Here is a 20,447-nt window from a genome sequence, read left to right as displayed (position 1 = left end):
CACCACGCCCGCTCGGCCGCTGAGATCATGCTTCCGTGCGGCCCGGCATCCCCTGAAGAGCAGGGGATGCCGGGCCGCAGCGCGGGTTGCGCGGATCAGGCCGCGCGAGAGGTCACTCGACCGTGACGGACTTGGCCAGGTTGCGCGGCTGGTCGACGTCGTAGCCCTTGGCCTCGGCCATGGCGGAGGCGAAGATCTGCAGCGGCACGGTGGCCAGCAGCGGCTGGAGCAGCGTGGGCGACTGCGGGATGCGGATCACGTGGTTGGCGTAGTCCTCGACCGAGGTGTCGCCCTCCTCCGCGATCACGATGGTCTCGGCACCGCGGGCGCGGATCTCCTGGATATTGGAGACGACCTTGGAGTGCAGCGAGTCGCGGCCGCGCGGGGACGGCACGATCACGAAGACCTTCTGGCCCGGCTCGATCAGGGCGATCGGACCGTGCTTCAGCTCGCCGGCGGCGAAGCCCTCGGCGTGGATGTAGGCGATCTCCTTGAGCTTGAGCGCGCCCTCCATGGCCACCGGGAAGCCGACGTGGCGGCCCAGGAACAGCACCGAGGTGGTCTCCGCGAAGTCCTTGCCGAGCTGGCGGATCTGGGACTCGTCGTCGATGACGGCCTGGACCTTCTCCGGCATGGCCTGGAGCTCCTCCAGGACGTCCTGGATCTCGTCGGCGAACATGTTGCCGCGCAGCTGCGCCAGGTACAGGCCCAGCAGGTAGGCGGCGGTGATCTGCGCCAGGAACGCCTTGGTGGAGGCGACCGCGATCTCCGGGCCGGCGTGCGTGTACAGCGAGGCGTCCGCCGCACGCGGGATGGAGGATCCGTTGGTGTTGCAGATCGCCAGGACCTTGGCGCCCTGCTCCGAGGCGTGGCGCATGGCCATGAGGGTGTCCATGGTCTCGCCGGACTGCGACAGCGCGACGACCAGGGTCTTCTCGTTGACGATGGGGTCGCGGTAGCGGAACTCGTGCGCGAGCTCGACCTCGGTGGGGATGCGGCACCAGTGCTCGATCGCGTAGCGGGCGACCTGGCCGGCGTAGGCGGCGGTGCCGCAGGCGATCACGACGATCTTGTCGACGGAGCGCAGGACGGACTCGTCGATGCGCAGCTCGTCCAGGGTCAGCTTGCCGTTCTCGTCCAGGCGGCCCAGAAGGGTGTCGCGCACGGCGGCGGGCTGGTCGTGGATCTCCTTGTCCATGAAGGACGGGAAGCCGCCCTTCTCCGCGGCCTCGGCGGACCACTGGACCTCGAAGGGCTTGCCCTCGGAGGGGGCGCCGTCGAAGTCGGTGATCTCGAAGCCCTCGGGGGTGACCGTGACGATCTGGCGGTCCTCCATCTCGACGGCGGACTTGGTGTGATCGATGAAGCCCGAGACGTCGGAGCCCAGGAAGTTCTGGCCCTCGCCCACGCCGATGACCAGCGGGGAGTTCAGGCGGGCCGCCACGATGCGGTCCGGGTGGTCGACGTGGATGGCCAGCAGTGTGAAGGCGCCCTCGAGTCGGGCGCAGGCCAACTGCATGGCGCGGGTCAGGTCCTGGTCGGCCTGGTTCTCGTAGATGTCGGCGAGCAGGGAGGCGGCGACCTCGGTGTCGGTCTCCGACACGAAGGTGTACCCCTTCTCGGTCAGCTCGCGCTTGAGCTCCACGAAGTTCTCGATGATGCCGTTGTGCACGACGGCCAGGCGGCCACCGGCGACGATGTGCGGATGCGCGTTCTCATCGGTGGGGCCGCCGTGGGTGGCCCAGCGGGTGTGCCCGATGCCCAGCGGGGACATCGGCAGCGGGTTCGCCGCGAGCTCGGCATCGAGTGCGGCGACCTTGCCGGCCTTCTTGCGCACCTCCATGACGCCGTCGGCGAGCACCGCTACGCCGGCGGAGTCATAGCCGCGGTACTCCAGACGACGCAGTCCCTCCAGGACCACGTTCAGAGCGTTCCGGTTCTCATCGATCTCGGGGGCTCGCCCGACATATCCCACGATTCCACACATGCCGGGAATGCTACCGCAAACCTTCGGCCGCACACCGGTGTCGGTGCAGGCAGCGGGCACCGACCTGCGACGACAGGGCCCCGCCTCCGTCACACGTCGTCGTCGCTGCTGCGCTCCCGTTGCGCTGCGGTGACGACGACGGCCCCCGCCCCCGCCCCCCCCGACGGGGCAGGAGCGGGGGCCGACGAGGCCGCGCTGATCAGGCCGCAGCGAAGACCTCGGACAGCGCCGGGAACAGCGGGTGCTCGTCGGCGATGCCCGTCAGCTCGGTAACCAGCGCATCGGTGGCCTGACGATCCCCGCGCGCGGCGGCCAGGCGGGCCTGCAGCTCGGCGGACTCCGGGTCCTCCGGGACGTCGAAGGCCAGGGCCGCGGCGACGGCGGCCACCAGGGCGTCGGCGCTCAGACCGCGCTCGGCAAGCTCGGCGGCCGGGCCGACGAAGCGCTCCGTGCGCGAGATCTTGCGCAGCGGGGCACGGCCCACGCGCTCGACGGTGTCCGGCAGGTGCGGGTTCGTGAAGCGCGTGATGATCTTCTCCACGTAGGCCTGCTGGACCTCCGGCGCGAAGCCGAACTTGGCCACGAGCAGCTCCTTGGTCTCGGCCAGCACGGCCTCGACCTGGGAGCGGACCTGGGCATCGGCCAGGACGTCGGAGATCTTGGTGATCCCCGCCTGGCGACCGAAGTACGCGGTGGCCGCGTGCCCGGTGTTGACCGTGAACAGCTTGCGCGTGATGTACGGCTCGAGGTCCTCGACCCAGGTGATGCCCGGGACGTCCGGGGTCTGGCCCTGGAAGGGACCGGACTCGACGGCCCACTCGTGGTAGGTCTCCACGGTGACGTCCAGGCCCTGGCCCGGCGCCTGATCCGGCACGATCCGGTCCACCGCGGTGTTCGCGAAGATCGCGACCTGATCGGCCTCCGGGTACGCGGCGCGGATGGCCTCCGCCAGCCCGTCGGTCGCGTTGATCGCGTTCTCGCAGGCCATGACCGCCACGCGGCCCTCGACCCCGGCCTCGGCGCGGGCGCGCAGGCCCTCGGCGATGGTGGGCCCGATGATCTGCAGGACGCGCGGTCCCACGGCGGTGGTGATCATGTCCGCCGAGACGATCTGCTCGCGCAGCCCGTCCAGGTCGGAGGCCGAGTTCACCCCGGAGAAGCCGGTGACCTCGTGATCGCGGGCGCCCTCGCCGACCTCGTGGACCACGTACGAGTCCTGGTCGTTGATCTGCCCGATCAGAGCGTCGGCGACGTCCGCGAAGACCAGCTCGTATCCGGCCTCGTGGAGCAGGACCCCGACGAAGCCGCGTCCGATGTTGCCTGCGCCGAAGTGCAGTGCCTTCATGAGTTCACCTTTCCGAAGATGTCGAGGATCTCCTCCGGAGTCTGCGCCGCCTCGAGCTGGGCGACGGTCTCCTTCTTGGAGAAGATCTTGGCGATCTTGGACAGCAGGGCCATGTGGCCGCCGTCCGCACCGGCGATGCCGATCACGAACCGGGTCTCCTTGCCGTTCCAGTCCACCGGCTCGTCGTAGCGGATGAAGGACATGGCCGACGTGCGGATGGCCTCCTTCGCCTCGTTCGTGCCGTGCGGGATCGCCAGGCCGTTGCCCATGAACGTGGACACGGACTGCTCGCGCTCGTGCATGGCCGTCACGTAGGACTGCTCGACGGCGCCGACCTCGACCAGGAGGGTTCCGGCCTGGTCGATGGCCTCATCGCGCGAGGCGGCCCGGCCGTCCAGACGGATGGTCTGGGGCGTGAGCACCTTCTGGTCGTCCTGGTGCTCGGCGGCCTCGGAGGCCGGCGTGGGATCGGTCTGCGATCCGGCCGGAGCGGCGACGGCGGTCGCGGTGCCGGCTGCGGCGCCTGCTCCCGCACCAGCTGCGGCGGCGCTGCCCGAGGTGCCCTGCTCGGCCGGGATCTCAGCGGAGCCGGTCGAGCCGCCCTGACGCTGCTCGCGGATGAGCTCGACGATCTCGTCGTAGCGCGGGGACTGCATGAAGTTGTCCACCGTGACGTGATGCGCCGAGGGCGTGGGGGTCGCCGCGCGATCGGCCAGGTCCTCGTGCGAGACGAGCAGGTCGTACTCGTCCGTGAGCGAGTTGATGGCCTTGTTGACCACGGTGACGTCGCCGCCGAAGCCGGCGTCCTTGATCTTGCTGCGCAGGACCGAGGCGCCCATGGCGGAGGAGCCCATGCCGGCGTCGCAGGCGAAGACGATGGCCTTGATCTCGGGGATCGAGCCGGCGGAAGCACCTGCAGCGCCGGCGGCGCCGCCGGCTGCGAACATGCCGCCCACGGAGGACTTCTTGCCCTTCATGGCCTCCATGTCGGCGGCCGCCTTGGCCAGGTCGCCCTCGTCGCTCTTGGACATGCGCAGGATGGTGCAGGAGATCGCGGCGGAGACCACGGTGGCGGCCAGGAAGCCCAGGATCACGCCGAGCATTTGGGCGGGCGGGGCGTTGCTGATGAGGAAGATGATCGAGCCCGGGGCAGCCGGTGAGCGCAGACCCGCGTCGAAGAGCAGCTCCACGAGCACACCGGACATGCCGCCCAGGATGGTCGCGATGAGCAGCTGCGGCTTCATGAGCACGTACGGGAAGTAGATCTCGTGGATGCCGCCGAAGGTGTGGATGATGGCCGCGGCCGGTGCGGAGCCCCGCGCCATGCCCTTGCCGAAGATCATGTAACCGATCAGCACGCCCAGGCCGGGGCCGGGGTTGGCCTCCAGCAGGTAGAGGATCGAGTAGCCCTGCTCGAGGGACTGCTGCGTGCCCAGCGGGGTCAGGATGCCGTGGTTGATCGCGTTGTTCAGGAACAGGATCTTGGCCGGCTCGATCAGCAGCGAGGCCAGGGGCAGCAGCGAGCTGTCGATCAGGAACTCGACGGCCGCACCGGCGCCCGCCATGAGGAGCAGCATGATCGGGGCCAGCAGGAACATGGAGGCGATCGCCATGATCGCGCCGATGATGCCCGCGGAGAAGTTGTTGACCAGCATCTCGAAGCCGGCGGGGATGCGGGGCACGGCCCACTGATCCCACTTCTTGATGACCCAGGCCGACAGCGGGCCCATGATCATGGCGCCCAGGAACATGGGCGAGGCGGGGGCGTCGCCGATGAACACCGGCGAGGAGGTCGCCAGGATGACACCCATGGTGCCCACTGCGCCCACGACGCCGCCGCGGACATCCGCCACGAGCTTGCCGCCCGTGTAGGCGATCAGCAGGGGCAGCAGGTACGTGACCATGGGCCCGACCATGGAGCCGATCTTCTCGTTCGGCGTGAAGCCGGCCGGGATGAACAGAGCGGTGATGATGCCCCAGGCGATGAAGGCGCCGATGTTCGGCATGATCATGGAGGAGAGGAAGGTGCCGAACTTCTGCACGCGGACGCGCGCTCCGCCCTTTTTCTTCTCGGTCTGCGCGGGGGCAGACGCGGTGGCGGTGGTGGACAAGGGACTCCCCTGGTGTTTCAAGTCGCCTCGCCTCGAGGGGCAGGGCCTGCAAGCGGGGCTCACGGACCGGTCTCGAAGGCGGAGTCGAGCGGTGGTGCGGTCTCCGGTCGGAGGGCGCGGAAGGCGTCGGTCTCGACGCGCGTTCGGTCAGCTGGTGGTGCGCTCGAGATGAGCCCCACAAGGGGCAGTGCCCGGATGCTGCCCACAGACTAATGCCCCGCGTCACACCTGGGAACACGCTGAAGCACATCTGACGCACTGGCCGTCTCAGATGTGTCCACAGGCTGCAACGCAGGCACGAGGGTCCGAGGGCGAGCCCGCAGCGGTCCGGGCACGACGACGGGCCACCCTCCCCTGCGGCGGGGAGAGCGGCCCGTGGAGCCGACGACGATTGCGCGGTCAGCGCAGCGCGTCGGCGATGATCAGCAGAAGATCACTTGACGCTGGTGCCGGCGGAGCCCAGGTTCTCGCAGGCCTGGACCACGCGGGCGGCCATGCCATCCTCGGCCTTGGCGCCCCAGACGCGGGGATCGTAGAGCTTCTTGTTGCCGACCTCGCCGTCGACCTTCAGCACGCCGTCGTAGTTGGCGAGCATGTGACCGGCGACCGGGCGGGTGAAGGCGTACTGGGTGTCGGTGTCGACGTTCATCTTGATGACGCCGTAGGACACGGCATTCGCGATCTCCTGCTCGGAGGAGCCGGAGCCGCCGTGGAACACCAGGTCGAACGGGCGGTCCTTGCCGTACTTCTGGCCGACCTCGTCCTGGATCTGCTTGAGCAGCTCGGGACGCAGCTTCACGTTGCCCGGCTTGTAGACGCCGTGCACGTTGCCGAAGGTAAGCGCCGTGATGTAGCGGCCCTTCTCGCCCAGGCCCAGGGCCTCGACGGTCTTCACGGCGTCGTCGGTGGTGGTGTAGAGGGTGTCGTTGATCTCGCCGACGACACCGTCCTCCTCGCCGCCGACGGCGCCGATCTCGACCTCCAGGACGATGTGCGCCTTGCCGGTGCGCTCGATCAGGTCCGCGCCGATGCGCAGGTTCTCGTCCAGGTCGATCGCGGAGCCGTCCCACATGTGCGACTGGAAGATGGGGTCCTCGCCGCGGGCGACGGCCTTCTCCGACTCCTCCAGCAGCGGCAGCACGAAGCCCTCGAGCTTGTCCTGCGGGCAGTGGTCGGTGTGCAGGGCGATGTTGACGTCGTACTGCTTGGCGACCTCGCGGGCGAAGGCGGCGAAGGCCAGCGAGCCCACGACCATGTCCTTCTTGGAGGAGCCGGACCAGTAGGCGGCGCCGCCGGTGGAGACCTGGACGATGCCGTCCGAGCCGGCCTCCGCGAAGCCGCGGATGGCGGCGTTCAGGGTCTGGGAGGAGGTGACGTTGATCGCGGGGTACGCGAAGCCCTTCTCCTTGGCGGTGTCGAGCATCTGGCCGTAGACGTCAGGTGTGGCGATGGGCATGCCTGGCTCCTTCTTCCTCTGGAGGATCTCCGGACGGACGCTGAGCTGCGCGGCCCGGTACGTGCTCCCTCCAGTCTAGGCCGTGCGCTCTCGCGGCGGCAGGCTCCTGCACCCGGTGGCCTCAGTTGCCGGTCGCGGCCGGGTCCACACGCAGCACGACGCCGCGGTGGGGCTCCAGCACGATCGAGTCCCCGGGGGCCCGCCCCTGCCCGTCGACGAGTCCCGGGGGCAGATCGATCCGCCGCCGGCGTCGTCCGTCCTGGTTCAGGTTCACGGCGGCGAAGCCGTGCGCGAACCGCCGCTGCCAGACGTGCCGATCCCCCTGCGGCTCCTCGAGGGGGGCACCCAGGTCCATGTCGAGCTCGGGGACGTGCTGGAGCTTGGAGTAGTCGTCGTGGCCGGTGGCCGAGTAGGCACCGCGGCCCTCGCCGAAGATCCAGAAGGCCGCCAGGCCGTACAGGAAGTTCGGGTGGGTGTCGCTGCCGTCCGTGGGGACCCGCAGGATCGACAGCCCAGGCCCGGCAGCCTGGGGCAGCTGTGCCTCGGCGGTGACGGGGTCGAACAGGTCGGTGGGGCTGTAGCCCAGCCAGACCTCCTCGAACCCGCCGCCCCAGCGCGCGTGCTCCTGCCAGCGCCCCGGTGTGCGCCGGGACTCGGCGATGTTGGGGATCAGCACCTTGCCGTGGTCCTGCAGCCCCGCCCCGGCCGCGGCCACGAGCTCGCCCAGGGCCTCGCGGATCTGCGCCATGGACTCGATGCCGCGCAGCGGCAGGTCCAGGCCGTAGTAGTCGTCGTAGACGTCGTTGTCGGCCATGACGCCGTCGAACGGGGAGCCCTCGAGCTCGGCCACGACATTTCGGACCCATCGCTGCCGATACCGCGGATCCCACACGGCCATCTGCCAGTGCCCCGGATAGCGCTGCCACTCGATCCGTGATCCGTCCGGGCGCCGCGCGAACCAGTCGCCGCCGGCGTCCTCGGCCTCCGCGTGGGAGACGCCCGAGGAGTGGACGGGCCCGGGCTCGTAGGAGCGCGTGGAGGACAGGCACTTGTAGCAGATGACCGTCATCTCCGGGCGGCGGCGCTTGAGCTGCGCCGCCGCCTCGAGCTCCCAGGGCTGCAGGATCGCTGCCCGGTAGTGCTCGGCCGCGAAGTCGAGCTCCTCCGGGCGCAGAGGCTCGCCGTAGCGGATCCAGGCCCCGGCACCGCTCACCGGCGCCGCCCGGACTCGCGGATCTCCGCGAGGTCGAACACGGTGTCCAGCTCCGAGACCGCGGACTCGTCGGCCTGCTGGGCCGCGGCGGCCAGCGGGCCGTCCACCGGATCGAGCAGCTCGTAGTCCTCGAGGTACAGCGAGGCCGGCACGCGGCCTGGGATCCCGCCGAGCATCCGGTAGAGCTGGTTGTAGGAGGCCATGACCTCGTGCAGCTGGAAGAAGTTCTGCACGCGGTCGCGAGCGGTCTGGCTGTAGGCGCGATAGCGCTCGGGATCGCTGATCACCGCGCGGATGCCGTCGGCCATCATGCGGGTGTCGCCAGCCTCCACGAGCTGGCCGCAGGGGCCGTAGACCTGATCGTCGGCGCCCTTGAGGTCGTCCCAGATCAGCTGCTGCATGCCGCCCACGTTGGTGCCCACGGTGGGGATGCCGGCAGCCATGGCCTCCAGGACCACGATCGGCTGGCCCTCGTTGTAGGACGGCAGGACCAGCAGGTCGAACTCGTGCAGCATCTCGCGCACGTTGACCGTGCCGTAGATCGTGACCATGTCCTCGAGGTCCAGGGCCTTGATCTTCTGCAGGCACATGTCGCGATAGCCCGGATCGTGCTCGGTGGGGCCCAGCACGTGCAGGTGCACGTTGCCGTGCCCGGACTCGCGCAGCATGGACATGGAGTCCAGCAGGTCGAGCAGGCCCTTGATGGGCACCAGGCGGGCGATGTAGACGAGGTTCCAGGTGTGGCTGGACGGATCCGCGAGCATGGACTGCATGGCCTCGGCCCGGGCCATGTACGGGCGCTCGAACTCGTCGATGACCATGCCGTTGGGCAGCACGACCGCCTTGTCGATGTCCGAGCCCAGCGAGGCTGCCTCGGCGATCGCCGACGGGTAGAGGTAGGTGACCACCTTGGCCGACGGGTAGCAGAAGTGGCCCATCTCGATCCACCAGGCCATCCAGGCCCGCTCCTCGGCGGAGACGTCGAAGGTGCGGTAGTCCCCGGAGGCGATCGGCAGGGCCATGTTGCGCCCCAGCAGGGTGTTCACGGTGTCGCGGACGTACAGGTTGTGCTCGGTGAGCAGGAAGGACGTGCCGTGCTCGCGCGCCGCGCCGGCGGCCATGAGCGAGGCATAGCCGGTCGTGTGCGCGTGGTAGACGCGGGCCCGCGGCATGGTCTCGCCCAGCACCGCATGCGCCAGCGAGAAGTAGTTGCGCAGCAGCCAGAACGCGTCCGACAGGGACATCCCGAGCCCCGGCAGGCGGCGGGAGACGCCCTCCATGAACTCGCGGGTGCCCAGCAGCGCCCACAGCGGGTACGTGCGGGTGGACTCGAGCATTCCTTCCTCGAGCAGCTCCCAGAGGGGGCCGTCCTCGCGGCGCTCGGACAGGGCCTCCAGGGCGTCGAAGAGCCGCTCCACGAGACGGCGGCGCTCGCTCGGGCTCATGCCCAGGGCCTCGGGGCGCACCGAGGAGAAGTCGTGGCGGTGCTCGTCGAGGGCCAGGAAGACCGGACGGACCCACTTCACGTTCGAGGGGACGTCGTAGAGATCCGTCAGCGGGGAGTTCGAGTCCCAGGCGATGTGGATGATGCCGAACTCGATGTCCGGGTTGCCCACCACGATGTCGTGCACGACGGCCGAGACGCCGCCCTTGAGGTAGGGGTAGGTCGACTCCATGACGATCGCGACGTCGACCTCTGGGTAGTCCCCGCTGCGGGCGGCGACGGCCGGGATGGACATATCGGTCGAGGGCGTGCCGAAGTCGGGGCGACGGCGGCCGAGGGCGCTGGTGAGGTGGTCGAGGATGCTCATGCGGAAGTCTCCTGTGCGGCGATGCTGCGCGGGTCTGGGGGTACGGCGGACGACGGGGCGTCGGCAGGCGGGGCCTGCAGGGGGTCGGCGCGCGAGAGCCCGGCGCCGACCCGAGGGGTCACCAGGCGACGGCGTGGCGCCAGAAGAGCGTGTACTCCGGCTGCGACCAGTGCCGCTTGTAGAGGACCCAGGCGATCGTCACCAGGACCAGGTCGGCCAGCAGGACCACTCCGTAGGCGCTGAGCACCGGCAGCGCCGCGAAGGACAGCGCGAGCACGGCGATGTGGACGGCGCCCAGGGACTGCGGGGCGAACCGCTCGCCGATGTAGTCCAGCTCGTAGCTGAGCATGGTCAGCATCAGGAAGCACCAGGACGACAGGGCGACGACGACGGCGAGCATGAGCTGCTCGGGGAAGATCGAGCCCAGCACCAGGGAGCAGGCCAGGGTGAGGACCATTCCCAGGGCGCCGGTGCGCAGCACCGAGCGGTCGATCACGCGGGCCAGGCGCCCGGAGGTCGAGACCAGCTCGTTCATGGACTCGCCCTGGATCGCGGCGTGCAGGCCCTGGATGGACTTGTCGACGGCCGGGGCGAGGTTCACGAAGTAGAAGTTGTAGGCCAGCACGGCGGGCAGCATGGCCATGAAGACCACGATCACGTGGAAGCCGCCGTCGGTGCTCAGGAAGAGCACGAACTTGTCCGCCCACAGCACGGCGCCGAGCAGCAGGCCGCGCACGAGGTCCTTGGCCACGTCCTGGTGCGCCAGGCGCTGCATGGCCGCGAGGTGGCGCAGGTTCCCGCGGATGAACCAGAGCTGGGTCGCGGCTGCGGCCAGCGGCGGCAGCCACACCCAGGTGGGGGCCACGGCCAGCGCCAGGGCGTAGGCGGCCCAGGCGGCAGCCCAGTGGCCGCGGTTCTGGCCCACGTTGGCGATCACGAGCGACTGGACGAACAGCAGGTGCAGGAGGCACAGCACTCCGTAGAGCCCCACGGCCTGCAGGTTCCACCCGGTGGCCAGCCACAGGGGCACGGCGAAGAGGACGACCAGCGGCATGGACTGCACGAACATGGGCAGCCAGCCCTGGCAGAACCGCCGTGCGATCCGGTCCATGTCCTTCTCGGCCATCATCTCGGCGATGCCGCGGTAGGCCGGCATGCAGGCCGCCTGGGCGAGCCAGGGGGTGGTGATCGAGCTGGCCAGGATGATGTGCGTCAGCGAGACGCCCGCGAACTCCTGCTGGGAGATCGTCGGCGAGACCAGCGGGAACACGATGTTCAGCAGGATCAGCGGCGACAGGTAGAGCGCCAGGGCCACGCCCTGGCGCATGGTGCCCGCGCTCTCGTGCTCTCCCACGATCGCGGAGTTGAGCCTGGTGCTGGGCATGGACATCACGGTCACCAGGCCGATGACCACGCCGGCGGCCAGGACGATGCCGCGCTGCCCCTGGGGGACGCTCGGCAGCAGCAGCGGAACGGCCAGCGTGGCCAGTGCCGCGACGGCGATGGTGATGATGCGTCGACGGCTGTAGGCGTCGTGAAGGACTTCGGACACGGTGGCCATGGCTCTCCCCGGAAATCGTGCGCCGACGAGATGACATGCCTGCGGACCCCCCGGTCCTCACGGACTCCCCGGTCCGCTGAGCTGTCAGACATTCCTGCGGGAATGGTCGTCGCGCCCCTCAAGAATGGGCCGAGACGACGGGAGCATTCCCGTCTTTTCGCGGTGACCTGCCTCACGGTTCCGCCCCAACCAGGGACGATGAATTGTCATAGAGAAAGGTCATGCCCGCGATCATGCGGATCGTTCATTTTCAGGACACGACCGCGATCACACCTGTTCGCGTTGGTCGCAGCGGACTATGACGTGTTGCTACGCGCCGGTACGATGAATTCGCACTTATATAGAGGCCATAGCAGTTCTAGAGAGGCAGGTCTCAGCTCCCACCAGCGGGGATCTGCCCGTGGACATGCCGTCGGATCCACGCATGCATCGTCACGGCTGCCGCGGCACCGGCATTGATCGAGCGGGTCGAGCCGAACTGCTCGATCGCCACGGTGGCCGCTGCCGCCTCCAGGACCTCGGGCGAGACGCCGGGGCCCTCCTGCCCGAACAGCAGGACGCAGCGCTGCGGCAGGTCGAAGAGCTCGAGCGGCTCGGAGCCTGCCACGTTGTCCACCGCGATCACCGGCAGCCCCTCCTGCCGGGCCCAGGCCAGGAACTGCTCCGTGCTGGGGTGGTGGCGCAGATGCTGGTAGCGATCCGTCACCATGGCCCCGCGCCGGTTCCAGCGGCGGCGCCCGATGATGTGCACCTCCCTGGCCAGGAAGGCATTCGCGGTGCGCACCACCGAGCCGATGTTGAAGTCGTGGCCCCAGTTCTCGATCGCCACGTGGAAGCCGTGGCGCCGCTCGTCGAGGGCGGCCACGATGGCCTCCAGCCGCCAGTAGCGGAACTCGTCGACCACGTTGCGGCGGTCGCCGTGGCGCAGCAGCTCGGGGTCCCAGTGCTCACCGTCCGGCCATGGGCCCTCCCACGGGCCGACGCCGACCTGGTGCGGCCCGTCTTCCGCCGGAGGCTCAGTCAAGCCCGAGCTCGTCCTTGCCGAAGGCGTACAGGCAGGGCACCCCGGCGGATTCCTCGATGCGCTCCTTGGCGCCGGTGGCGCGGTCCACGATGATCGCGACGGCGACCACCTCCGCCCCGGCGCGCTGCAGCGCCTCGACCGCGGTCAGCGCGGAGCCGCCCGTGGTGGAGGTGTCCTCCACCACGACGACGCGGCGGCCCTCGACCGAGGGGCCCTCGACCTGACGCCCCATGCCGTAGGACTTCTGCGCCTTGCGCACCACGAAGGTGTCGATGGGACGCCCGGCGTCTCCGGCGGCACGCATGATCGCCGAGCCGACGGGGTCGGCGCCCATGGTCAGCCCGCCGGCGGCGTCGAACTCGATGCCGGCGTCATCCAGCAGCTCCAGCATGACCTGCCCCACCAGACGGGAGGCCTCGTGCTGCAGGGTCACGCGGCGCAGATCGATGTAGTAGTCGGCCTCCATGCCGGAGGCCAGGGTGACCCGTCCGCGCACGACGGCGAGCTCGACGATGAGCTCGCGCAGCCTCTCGCGAGCTGCGGCGGAATCCGGGGCGGTCTGCGTCTGAGTGGTCATGGTGGAGATTCTAGGCGGCGGGGCAGTCGTGGCCCGGGTAGCGCAGCCCGATCTGGGCGCGCATCTCATCCAGCAGCTCCATCTGCCGCAGGGTGTCGGCCCACGGCATCACGGGCGATTCCTGCAGGCCCTCCTGGACGCAGCGGGTGGCCTCGCGCATCTCGTAGCAGTACCCCGCGCCCTGGACCTCGAAGCTCTCCTCCCGGCGGCCGCCCTGGAGATCGACCACGGTGAACGAGGCCGGGCGGTGCATGGGCGAGGCGATCTCGATCGTGCCGTCCTCCCCGGAGATCACGGCCCGGCGCGGGCCCTGGGACAGCAGGGACACGGTCATCTGCGCGCCGCCGTGCTCGGTCTGCAGGCAGATCTGCGTGAGCCCGTCGACGTCGCCGCGGAAGACCGCCGAGGCGCTCAGCCGGGTCGGCTCCCCGAGGGCCAGCCACGGCCAGTGCAGGGCGTAGCAGCCCATGTCGAGCAGGGCTCCGCCGCCGGCGTCGACCCGCCACAGGCGATGCTGGTCGTCATCGGGGCCGCGGAAGCCCAGGTCCGCCTGCACCCAGCGGGGACGCCCGATCTCCCCGGAGTCCAGGATCTCGGCGATCCGCCGTCGCACCGGCAGGAAGCGCGTCCACAGCCCCTCCATGAGGAACAGCCCGCGCTCCCGAGCCAGCTCGATCGCCTCCCTCGCCTGTGCGGCAGTCATGGTGAAAGCCTTCTCGCAGACCACATGCTTGCCCGCCTCCAGCGAGGCCAGCAGGTGCTCGTGATGCTGCCCGTGGGGCGTGGCGATGTAGACGACGTCGACCTCCGGGTCGGCGAGCAGCCGCTGCATGCCGTCCGCACCGCCACAGGCCCGTTCGATCCCGTGCTCGGCGGCGAAGGCCTCTGCGGAAGCGGCGGTGCGCGAGGAGACGGCGACCATGCGGGCATCGGCCAGGGCGGCGATGTCCGGCACGACCTTGCGGGCGATGGCTCCGGTGGAGATCACGCCCCAGCCCAGGGTGCGGCCGGTGGCGGTCAGGACGGGATCGGAGGCGCTCATGGAGGCCATGGTGGCACGCGGCACCGACTCAGCGGATCCGCCCGGCCTCCAGATGCAGGATGCGATCGGCCAGCGCGCGGGCGTCGTCCGGGTCGTGGGTGACCACCACGGCGGTGCGGACCTCGAGCAGGCGCGCGAGCAGCTCGCGCAGGTCCTGCGAGCCCTCGGCATCCACGGCCGCCAGCGGCTCGTCGAGCAGCAGCACCTCCGGCTCGGCTGCCAGGGCGCGGGCCAGGGCGACGCGCTGGGACTGCCCGCCGGAGAGCTCGTGGGCGCGGCGCCGGGCGAACTGCTCGGTGCCGGTCGCCTCGAGCCAGCGGCGGGCCCGTCGGCGGGACTCGGCACGGCTGGCCCCAGCGCTGCGCGGGCCGAAGGCGACATTGTCGAGCACGTCCAGGTGCGGCAGCAGCAGCGGGTGCTGGGCCATGAGGGTGATCCGGCGTCGATGCGGCGGGACCCAGAGGCCGCGGCCCCGCAGATCCATCAGCCGGCGCCCGCCGAGCTCGAGGCTGCCCCGATCGGGCACCAGCAGCCCGGCCACCACCTCCAGGATCGTGGACTTCCCGGAGCCGTTGGGGCCCCTCAGAGCGACGGTCTCCCCGTCGGCGACCTCGAAGGCGATGTCGAGCCCGCGCTGGGCGAGCGCGAACTGCACGCGCAGGCTCACGGGCGCTCACCGCCGGAGCCCAGCGGGGCGGCGGCAGCGACGGGGTCGCGGGGAGCGTCGCTGCGGGGCTCGCCGTCCAGGGCATGGGCATCGCGAGCGCGGGCGGGCCGCGCCCGTTCGAGCTGCCGCGGCGCGGACAGCCCCACGATCAGCACCGCGACCAGCACCAGCACGAGCGCCAGCGCCACGGCCGCCTGCGGATCGGACTCCCGCTGCAGATAGATCTCCAGGGGCAGGGCCCGGGTGACGCCCTGCAGCGACCCCGCGAAGGTCAGGGTCGCGCCGAACTCCCCCAGGCACCGGGCGAAGGCCAGGACCGCGCCCGAGCCCATCCCCGGCAGCACGAGCGGCAGCGTGACCCGGCGCAGCACGGTCGACGGCGAGGCCCCCAGGGTGGCGGCGATCGCCTCGTGCCGATCACCGGCGCTGCGCAGGGCGCCCTCGACCCCCACCACCAGGAAGGGCAGCGCCACGAAGGTCTGCGCCAGCACCACCGCAGCCGTGGAGAAGGCGATCTCGATCCCGAGCGCCTCCAGGTGGCGCCCGAGCAGCCCGACCCGACCGAAGACGTAGAGCAGCGCCAGCCCGCCCACCACGGGCGGCAGGACCAGGGGCAGCAGCACGACCGAGCGCACGAAGCGGTGGCCCGGGAAGCTGGTGCGCGCCAGAATCAGCGCCATCGGCGTGCCCAGCACCAGGCACAGCGCGGTGCTCACGGCGGCGGTGCGCAGGCTGAGCCACAGGGCATCCAGCGAGGCCTCGGACGTGATGAGCGGCCAGAGCCGCCCGGGCTCGATCCGCAGGATCATCCCGAGCACGGGCAGCACGATCAGCAGCGCACCGACGACGGCGGGGATCAGCAGCCAGCCGGGGAGGGCCAGGCGGGGGCGTCGGGCCCGCGGGGGCCTTCCTGCTCCAGCCGCCCGCCGCGCTCTTCCCCGGCTCGCGGCTCGGTCCCCGCGTCCGGCACCGTCCGCGGGGCACTGCTCATCAGCGCTGGGCTGTCCGGACTGCTCGCTCACGGAGCGCCGAAGCCCTCCTGCTCGAGCCGCTCCCGCCCGGTGTCGCTGCGCACGAAGTCGGAGAACTCCTGGGCCAGGTCCTGGTCCTCGGAATCGGTCAGGACCGAGATCGGGTAGCGGTTGACGGCCCGGTCGGCGTCGGGGATCTCGATCTCCTCGACCTGATCACCCGCGGAGGTGACGTCGGTGCGGTAGACCACGCCTGCGTCCGCCTGGCCCGAGGCCACCTTGCCCAGCACGTCCGTCACGGAGCCCTCCTCGCTCACGGCGGCCACCTCCACTCCGGTGACGTCCTCGAGCTCGACGGTCGCGGCGCCGCAGGGCACGCGCTGCTCGCAGATCACGGTGTCGAGCTCGGCGGAGGAGAGATCCTCCCAGGACTCGACTCCACCGGGATTGCCGGCCGGCACCGCGATGGTCAGAGTGTTGGTGGCCAGGGTCTGCGGCTCGCTCTCGAGCAGCCCGCCCTCGGAGGCCTGGTCCATGGTGCGCTCATCGGCGGTGGCCAGGACGTCGGCGTCGGCGCCCTCCTCCAGCTGGGAGACCAGCGCGGAGGAGCCGGCGAAGCTGAGCTGCACGTCCACGTCGGGGTGGCCCTCCTCGAACTGCTCGGCCAGATCGGTGAAGCTGTCCGTCAGCGAGGCGGCCGCGAAGACCGTCAGCGTCTGCTGCTCCTCGCCGTCCTCTTCCAAGCCTCCGCAGCCGCTCAGGGCCAGCGCGGCGGCGGCCGCCAGGGCCAGCGGGCGCAGGGTGCGCGCGCTCATCGCCCCTCCCCCGGGACGTCGACGACCACGTGGGTGGCCTTGACCGAGGCGGTGGCGATCGAGCCGGGCTCCAGGCCCAGCTCCTGCACGGCCTCCGTGGACATCAGCGAGACCACGCGGTGCGGACCGCACTGCATCTCGACCTGGGACATCACCGTGTCCGAGCAGACCTCGGTGACGAGCCCGACCCAGCGGTTGCGCGCCGAGCTGACCACGGCCGTGGGGTCCTCCGGCTGATGGGCCTGGCTCTTGGCCAGCTGCGCCAGCTCGAGGGCATCGACCACGCCGCGCCCGGCGTCGTCGCGGTGCTCCGTGAGCCTGCCCGCCGAGATCCACCGCCGGACGGTGTCGTCGCTGACATCGAGGAAGGAGGCCGCCTGGGCCACCGAGAGCGCCTTCATGCGCCTCACCGTATTCCGGATCCGCAGATGCGGCAGGATGTTGCCTGATATTCCGCAGATCGGGCTTCATGCGGGGTTTCCGCCCGCACTCAGAGCCCACATCCCCGGACGTGCAGGCTGGCTACAATGAGTCCATGCGCAAACTGCAGAAGGCGATCATCGAGGAGATGGGCGTCCAGCCCCGGATCGATCCGGCGCAGGAGGTCCAGCGCCGCGTGCAGCTGCTGTGCGATTACGCGGCGGCCTCCCACTGCCCTGGATTCGTCCTGGGGATCTCCGGCGGCGTGGACTCGACCCTGGCCGGGCGGCTGGCCCAGCTGGCCGTCGAGCAGATGCGGCAGGAGGGGCGGGAGGCCTCGTTCGTGGCCGTCCGCCTGCCCTACCGCGTGCAGGCCGACGAGGACGACGCCCAGGAGGCCCTCCGCTTCATCCGCGCCGACGAGGCGCTCACGGTCGATGTGGCCCCTGGAGCCGACGGGATCGCCGAGCAGGTCGAGGCCGCCCTGGGTGCTGCGACAAGCGACTTCAACAAGGGCAATATCAAGGCCCGCGTGCGCGCCGTGGCCCAGTACGCGATCGCAGGCCAGCGGGGCCTGCTCGTGCTCGGCACGGACCACGGCGCCGAGTCCGTGACCGGCTTCTTCACCAAGTTCGGCGACGGCGCCGCCGACGTCCTGCCGCTGTTCGGCCTGGACAAGCGCCAGATCCGCAGCATCGTCCGCCACCTCGGCGGGCCCGAGTCGCTGTGGTCCAAGGCCCCCACCGCCGATCTGCTCGACACCTCCCCCGGTCGCACCGACGAGGACGAGCTCGGGCTGGGCTACGACAGCATCGACGACTATCTCGAGGGCCGCGAGGTCCCCGACGAGATCGCCGAGCGGATCGAGGCTCGCTGGCGGATGACCCGGCACAAGCGCACCACCCCGGCCACGCTGCTCGACGACTGGTGGCGCTGAGCACTCGCTGAGGGGCCCGGGCGCCAGCAGCCCAGGCCGCGGCCCTCAGGCGCGGCGCAGCAGGATGCCCTGGTGCGCGCGCAGGACTTGGGTGCCGCGCATCGGGGCCCCGTCCGGGCCCAGCATGCCCTCAGGGATCGTCACATGACGGCGACGTCGCCCGTCGGAGGCCAGGTTGACCACGGCCCAGCCGCCCTCGAACTCGCGCGACCACATGCTCACCACGCCCTCGGGAGGTCCCAGCGGGGCTCCGAGGTCCCACTGCATCTCCGGGATCCAGTGCGCCCGGGTGCCGTCGCGGGAGCCCGCTGCGAAGCGGCCGCGCCCGGCGCCGAAGACCCAGAACGCCGCCAGCCCGCAGCGCACGAGCTGCTGCTCCTGGGCCTGGTCCAGCTCGGTGCGACGCAGCAGCGACGCCGCGATCGGCATCCGCACGAGCACGAGCTGCTCGGCCGGCACCCGACCCGGGCCCTCGCTCGTGATGAGCGAGGCCTGCTGCCGGGCGGCCCCGGGATCGAGCATCCGGCCGTGGGCGGTGCTCAGCCACGTCGGCTCGCACACCCCGCCCCAGGCCGAGAGCTCGACCCAGCGCGCAGGCATCCGCCGCGCGTCCTCGACGACGGCGATGAGCAGCTTCCCGATCCCGTTCAGCGCCTCGCCGGCCTGGCGGATCAGGGCATCGTGCGCCTCGCGCAGCTGCGTGTCGGAGCCCAGGTCCGGCAGCGGGAGGTCCAACGGGTGGTCGTCGAGGTCCAGGTCATCGGCCAGCACGCCGTCGAAGGGCGAGTCCGACAGCTCGCGCACGATCGCCTCGGTCCAGGCGGTGCGGCAGGCCGGGTCCCAGATCCGCAGCTGCCGCTGGCCCGGGTGCGCCTCCCATGTGATGGCCTCCTCGGCCCGGCTGCGCGCCACCCAGCCGTTCGCCTCGGCCTGGTCGTAGGACAGCCCGTTCGAGTGCACGGGGCCGGTCTCGGACTCGTCCACGATCAGCGTGCGCCGGCGGCACAGCACCACGACCGCCGGGTCCTCGGACTTCAGCCGCTGCGCCGCGGCCGTCTCCCACGGCTCCAGCACGACCGTGCCGACCTCGCCCACGGCGTGCCCGATCTCCAGTGCGCGCCTGCCCTCGCTGGCGGCGCCTCCCAGCCGCACCCACGCGCCCGGACGGCCGCCCCCGATGCGCTCTCGAGCGCTGTCCGTCGAATCGGCCATGTGCTCCGCTCCCCCTTCTCGTCGGCCGGCGCGCACTGCGCACGACCCGTGCCCGGTCGCGGACGATGCCGTCGCCGGGACTCCCCTGTACCGGGCGACGGCCCCCACCGTCGCCCCTGCGCCGCTGCCCGCGGCGCCGCGCGATTCCGCGCTGGGCAGACACATTGGAACCGACCGCGCATCGCAGCGGCAACGCGGGGCATGTCCCCTCAAGGGCGAACGGCACGGCCAGCACACCCCCCTGCGAGCCCCGACGAGCACAGGATCGATGCCGTCCGGTTCCAACGACAATCATCATCTCTGCACGTCAGCAACGTGTTCCGGAGCACCCGGCTCGCACGTGGGCGGACACCGCCGATCGGGGGTCGGGCTGAATCGCGGCGGATGTCTGTGACCCGTTGTGTCGACGGGCTCCCGGCCTCCGGCCCGCGTGCTGCGTCGACTCCCCCGGCTGCGGCGTCAGCCGGCACCGATACCCTGGGGCCCATGAAGATCGCCACCTGGAACGTGAACTCGATCCGTGCCCGCGCCGATCGCGTGGAGGCCTGGCTCGAGCGCACGGACGCCGACGTCCTGGCCATCCAGGAGACCAAGGCCAAGGACGAGTCCTTCCCGTGGGAGGCCTTCGAGTTCTCCGGCTACGAGGTCGCGCACTTCGGGCTGAGCCAGTGGAACGGGGTGGCCATCGCCTCGCGCGTGGGCCTCGAGGACGTCGAGCGCACGTTCCCGGGGCAGCCGTCGTTCGGCAAGGAGGGCCAGGAGCCCGTCCAGGAGGCGCGCGCGATCGCCGCCACCTGCGCAGGGGTGCGCGTCTGGTCTCTCTACATCCCCAACGGCCGCGGCCTGGACGACCCGCACATGGTCTACAAGCTCGAGTGGCTCTCGGTGCTGCGCGACCGCGCCCGCGAGTGGCTGCAGGAGGATCCCCGGGCGCAGATCGCCCTGGTGGGCGACTGGAACGTGGCACCGCAGGACCACGATGTCTGGGACATGCAGTTCTTCCTGGACAACGGCATGACCCACGTCTCCGCCCCGGAGCGCCGGGCCTTCCAGGCGTTCCTGGACGAGGGCTATCGCGACGTCGTGCGCGAGCGCCTGCCCGGCCCGGAGGTCTACACATACTGGGACTACACGCAGCTTCGCTTCCCCCGCAACGAGGGCATGCGCATCGACTTCCAGCTGTGCTCCCCGGCGCTGGCCGAGCGCGTCTCGGATGTCTCGATCGACCGCGACGAGCGCAAGGGCAAGGGCGCCTCGGATCACGTGCCGGTCGTCATCGAGGTCGAGTGATGCCCGCC

General features: G+C 70.8%; 17 protein-coding genes. 2 read left to right on the top strand and 15 right to left on the bottom strand.

Annotated features, from left to right (window positions below; genetic code table 11):
* Positions 1-112: 112 nt before the first annotated feature.
* The 14 genes from glmS to QSJ40_RS00855 all read right to left on the bottom strand — a co-directional run bounded on the left by glmS (position 113) and on the right by QSJ40_RS00855 (position 16,981).
* Positions 113-1,987, bottom strand: coding sequence for a glutamine--fructose-6-phosphate transaminase (isomerizing) (glmS, locus tag QSJ40_RS00920; protein WP_280614150.1), 1,875 nt, complete (start codon positions 1,985-1,987; stop codon positions 113-115).
* 199 nt (positions 1,988-2,186) lie between these two features.
* A complete protein-coding gene (locus tag QSJ40_RS00915) occupies positions 2,187-3,332 on the bottom strand; it encodes a mannitol-1-phosphate 5-dehydrogenase (RefSeq protein WP_280614149.1) in 1,146 nt (381 codons plus the stop codon).
* A complete protein-coding gene (locus QSJ40_RS00910) occupies positions 3,329-5,443 on the bottom strand; it encodes a PTS mannitol transporter subunit IICBA (protein ID WP_285728358.1) in 2,115 nt (704 codons plus the stop codon). The genes QSJ40_RS00915 and QSJ40_RS00910 overlap by 4 nt, the downstream gene beginning before the upstream one ends.
* A gap of 433 nt (positions 5,444-5,876) precedes the next feature.
* Entirely contained in the window at positions 5,877-6,899 is a 1,023-nt protein-coding gene (fbaA, locus tag QSJ40_RS00905; RefSeq protein ID WP_285728357.1) for a class II fructose-bisphosphate aldolase, read from the bottom strand.
* A gap of 121 nt (positions 6,900-7,020) precedes the next feature.
* Entirely contained in the window at positions 7,021-8,112 is a 1,092-nt protein-coding gene (locus QSJ40_RS00900; protein WP_285728356.1) for a putative glycoside hydrolase, read from the bottom strand.
* Positions 8,109-9,923: a GT4 family glycosyltransferase PelF gene (gene pelF / locus QSJ40_RS00895; protein ID WP_285728355.1), complete on the bottom strand. Its 1,815-nt coding sequence runs from the start codon at positions 9,921-9,923 to the stop codon at positions 8,109-8,111. The genes QSJ40_RS00900 and pelF overlap by 4 nt, the downstream gene beginning before the upstream one ends.
* A 118-nt stretch (positions 9,924-10,041) precedes the next feature.
* Positions 10,042-11,484, bottom strand: coding sequence for a hypothetical protein (locus tag QSJ40_RS00890; protein ID WP_251714394.1), 1,443 nt, complete (start codon positions 11,482-11,484; stop codon positions 10,042-10,044).
* Positions 11,485-11,857: 373 nt separating this feature from the next.
* Positions 11,858-12,508, bottom strand: coding sequence for a TrmH family RNA methyltransferase (locus tag QSJ40_RS00885; RefSeq protein ID WP_006214141.1), 651 nt, complete (start codon positions 12,506-12,508; stop codon positions 11,858-11,860).
* Entirely contained in the window at positions 12,501-13,085 is a 585-nt protein-coding gene (gene pyrE / locus QSJ40_RS00880; RefSeq protein WP_006214140.1) for an orotate phosphoribosyltransferase, read from the bottom strand. Before pyrE ends, QSJ40_RS00885 begins: the two co-directional genes overlap by 8 nt.
* Positions 13,086-13,095: 10 nt before the next feature.
* On the bottom strand, positions 13,096-14,127 hold the full coding sequence (locus QSJ40_RS00875) for a Gfo/Idh/MocA family protein (RefSeq protein WP_024289675.1): 1,032 nt from the start codon (positions 14,125-14,127) through the stop codon (positions 13,096-13,098).
* A 28-nt stretch (positions 14,128-14,155) separates the two neighbouring features.
* Positions 14,156-14,794, bottom strand: a complete 639-nt coding sequence (locus QSJ40_RS00870) for an ATP-binding cassette domain-containing protein (RefSeq protein ID WP_285728354.1) — start codon at positions 14,792-14,794, stop codon at positions 14,156-14,158.
* On the bottom strand, positions 14,791-15,675 hold the full coding sequence (locus tag QSJ40_RS00865; protein ID WP_285728860.1) for an ABC transporter permease: 885 nt from the start codon (positions 15,673-15,675) through the stop codon (positions 14,791-14,793). Before QSJ40_RS00865 ends, QSJ40_RS00870 begins: the two co-directional genes overlap by 4 nt.
* Before the next feature lie 137 nt (positions 15,676-15,812).
* On the bottom strand, positions 15,813-16,580 hold the full coding sequence (gene modA / locus QSJ40_RS00860) for a molybdate ABC transporter substrate-binding protein (RefSeq protein WP_024289672.1): 768 nt from the start codon (positions 16,578-16,580) through the stop codon (positions 15,813-15,815).
* Positions 16,577-16,981 (bottom strand): TOBE domain-containing protein, encoded by a 405-nt coding sequence (locus tag QSJ40_RS00855; RefSeq protein WP_024289671.1) that lies wholly within the window; start codon positions 16,979-16,981, stop codon positions 16,577-16,579. The genes modA and QSJ40_RS00855 overlap by 4 nt, the downstream gene beginning before the upstream one ends.
* Before the next feature lie 134 nt (positions 16,982-17,115).
* On the opposite strand from QSJ40_RS00855, the gene nadE reads away from it, so the two are divergent.
* Positions 17,116-17,937, top strand: coding sequence for an NAD(+) synthase (nadE, locus tag QSJ40_RS00850; RefSeq protein WP_006214134.1), 822 nt, complete (start codon positions 17,116-17,118; stop codon positions 17,935-17,937).
* Positions 17,938-17,982: 45 nt separating this feature from the next.
* Here the strand turns inward: nadE and QSJ40_RS00845 are convergent, their stop codons facing one another.
* Complete coding sequence (locus QSJ40_RS00845; protein WP_285728353.1) at positions 17,983-19,149, bottom strand: putative glycoside hydrolase; 1,167 nt, start codon at positions 19,147-19,149, stop codon at positions 17,983-17,985.
* A 486-nt stretch (positions 19,150-19,635) separates the two neighbouring features.
* On the opposite strand from QSJ40_RS00845, the gene QSJ40_RS00840 reads away from it, so the two are divergent.
* Positions 19,636-20,439 carry an exodeoxyribonuclease III gene (locus QSJ40_RS00840; protein WP_006214132.1) on the top strand — a complete coding sequence of 268 codons (804 nt, stop codon included), beginning with the start codon at positions 19,636-19,638 and terminating at the stop codon, positions 20,437-20,439.
* The last annotated feature ends 8 nt before the right edge of the window (positions 20,440-20,447 follow it).

Origin of the sequence: Kocuria sp. NBRC 114282 (genome assembly GCF_030268385.1) — a bacterium.
Taxonomy (GTDB): Bacteria; Actinomycetota; Actinomycetes; order Actinomycetales; family Micrococcaceae; genus Kocuria; species Kocuria palustris.
This window is presented reverse-complemented; position numbering and strand designations above follow the sequence as displayed.

What these genes read in the sequence shown, in the direction of transcription:
- pelF (WP_285728355.1), bottom strand. Translation starts at nt 9,923, where the DNA reads ATGAGCATCCTCGACCACCTCACCAGCGCCCTCGGCCGCCGTCGCCCC.
- QSJ40_RS00845 (WP_285728353.1), bottom strand. Translation starts at nt 19,149, where the DNA reads ATGGCCGATTCGACGGACAGCGCTCGAGAGCGCATCGGGGGCGGCCGT.
- QSJ40_RS00840 (WP_006214132.1), top strand. Translation starts at nt 19,636, where the DNA reads ATGAAGATCGCCACCTGGAACGTGAACTCGATCCGTGCCCGCGCCGAT.
- modA (WP_024289672.1), bottom strand. Translation starts at nt 16,580, where the DNA reads ATGAGCGCGCGCACCCTGCGCCCGCTGGCCCTGGCGGCCGCCGCCGCG.
- glmS (WP_280614150.1), bottom strand. Translation starts at nt 1,987, where the DNA reads ATGTGTGGAATCGTGGGATATGTCGGGCGAGCCCCCGAGATCGATGAG.
- nadE (WP_006214134.1), top strand. Translation starts at nt 17,116, where the DNA reads ATGCGCAAACTGCAGAAGGCGATCATCGAGGAGATGGGCGTCCAGCCC.
- QSJ40_RS00855 (WP_024289671.1), bottom strand. Translation starts at nt 16,981, where the DNA reads ATGAAGGCGCTCTCGGTGGCCCAGGCGGCCTCCTTCCTCGATGTCAGC.
- QSJ40_RS00875 (WP_024289675.1), bottom strand. Translation starts at nt 14,127, where the DNA reads ATGAGCGCCTCCGATCCCGTCCTGACCGCCACCGGCCGCACCCTGGGC.
- QSJ40_RS00890 (WP_251714394.1), bottom strand. Translation starts at nt 11,484, where the DNA reads ATGGCCACCGTGTCCGAAGTCCTTCACGACGCCTACAGCCGTCGACGC.
- fbaA (WP_285728357.1), bottom strand. Translation starts at nt 6,899, where the DNA reads ATGCCCATCGCCACACCTGACGTCTACGGCCAGATGCTCGACACCGCC.
- pyrE (WP_006214140.1), bottom strand. Translation starts at nt 13,085, where the DNA reads ATGACCACTCAGACGCAGACCGCCCCGGATTCCGCCGCAGCTCGCGAG.
- QSJ40_RS00915 (WP_280614149.1), bottom strand. Translation starts at nt 3,332, where the DNA reads ATGAAGGCACTGCACTTCGGCGCAGGCAACATCGGACGCGGCTTCGTC.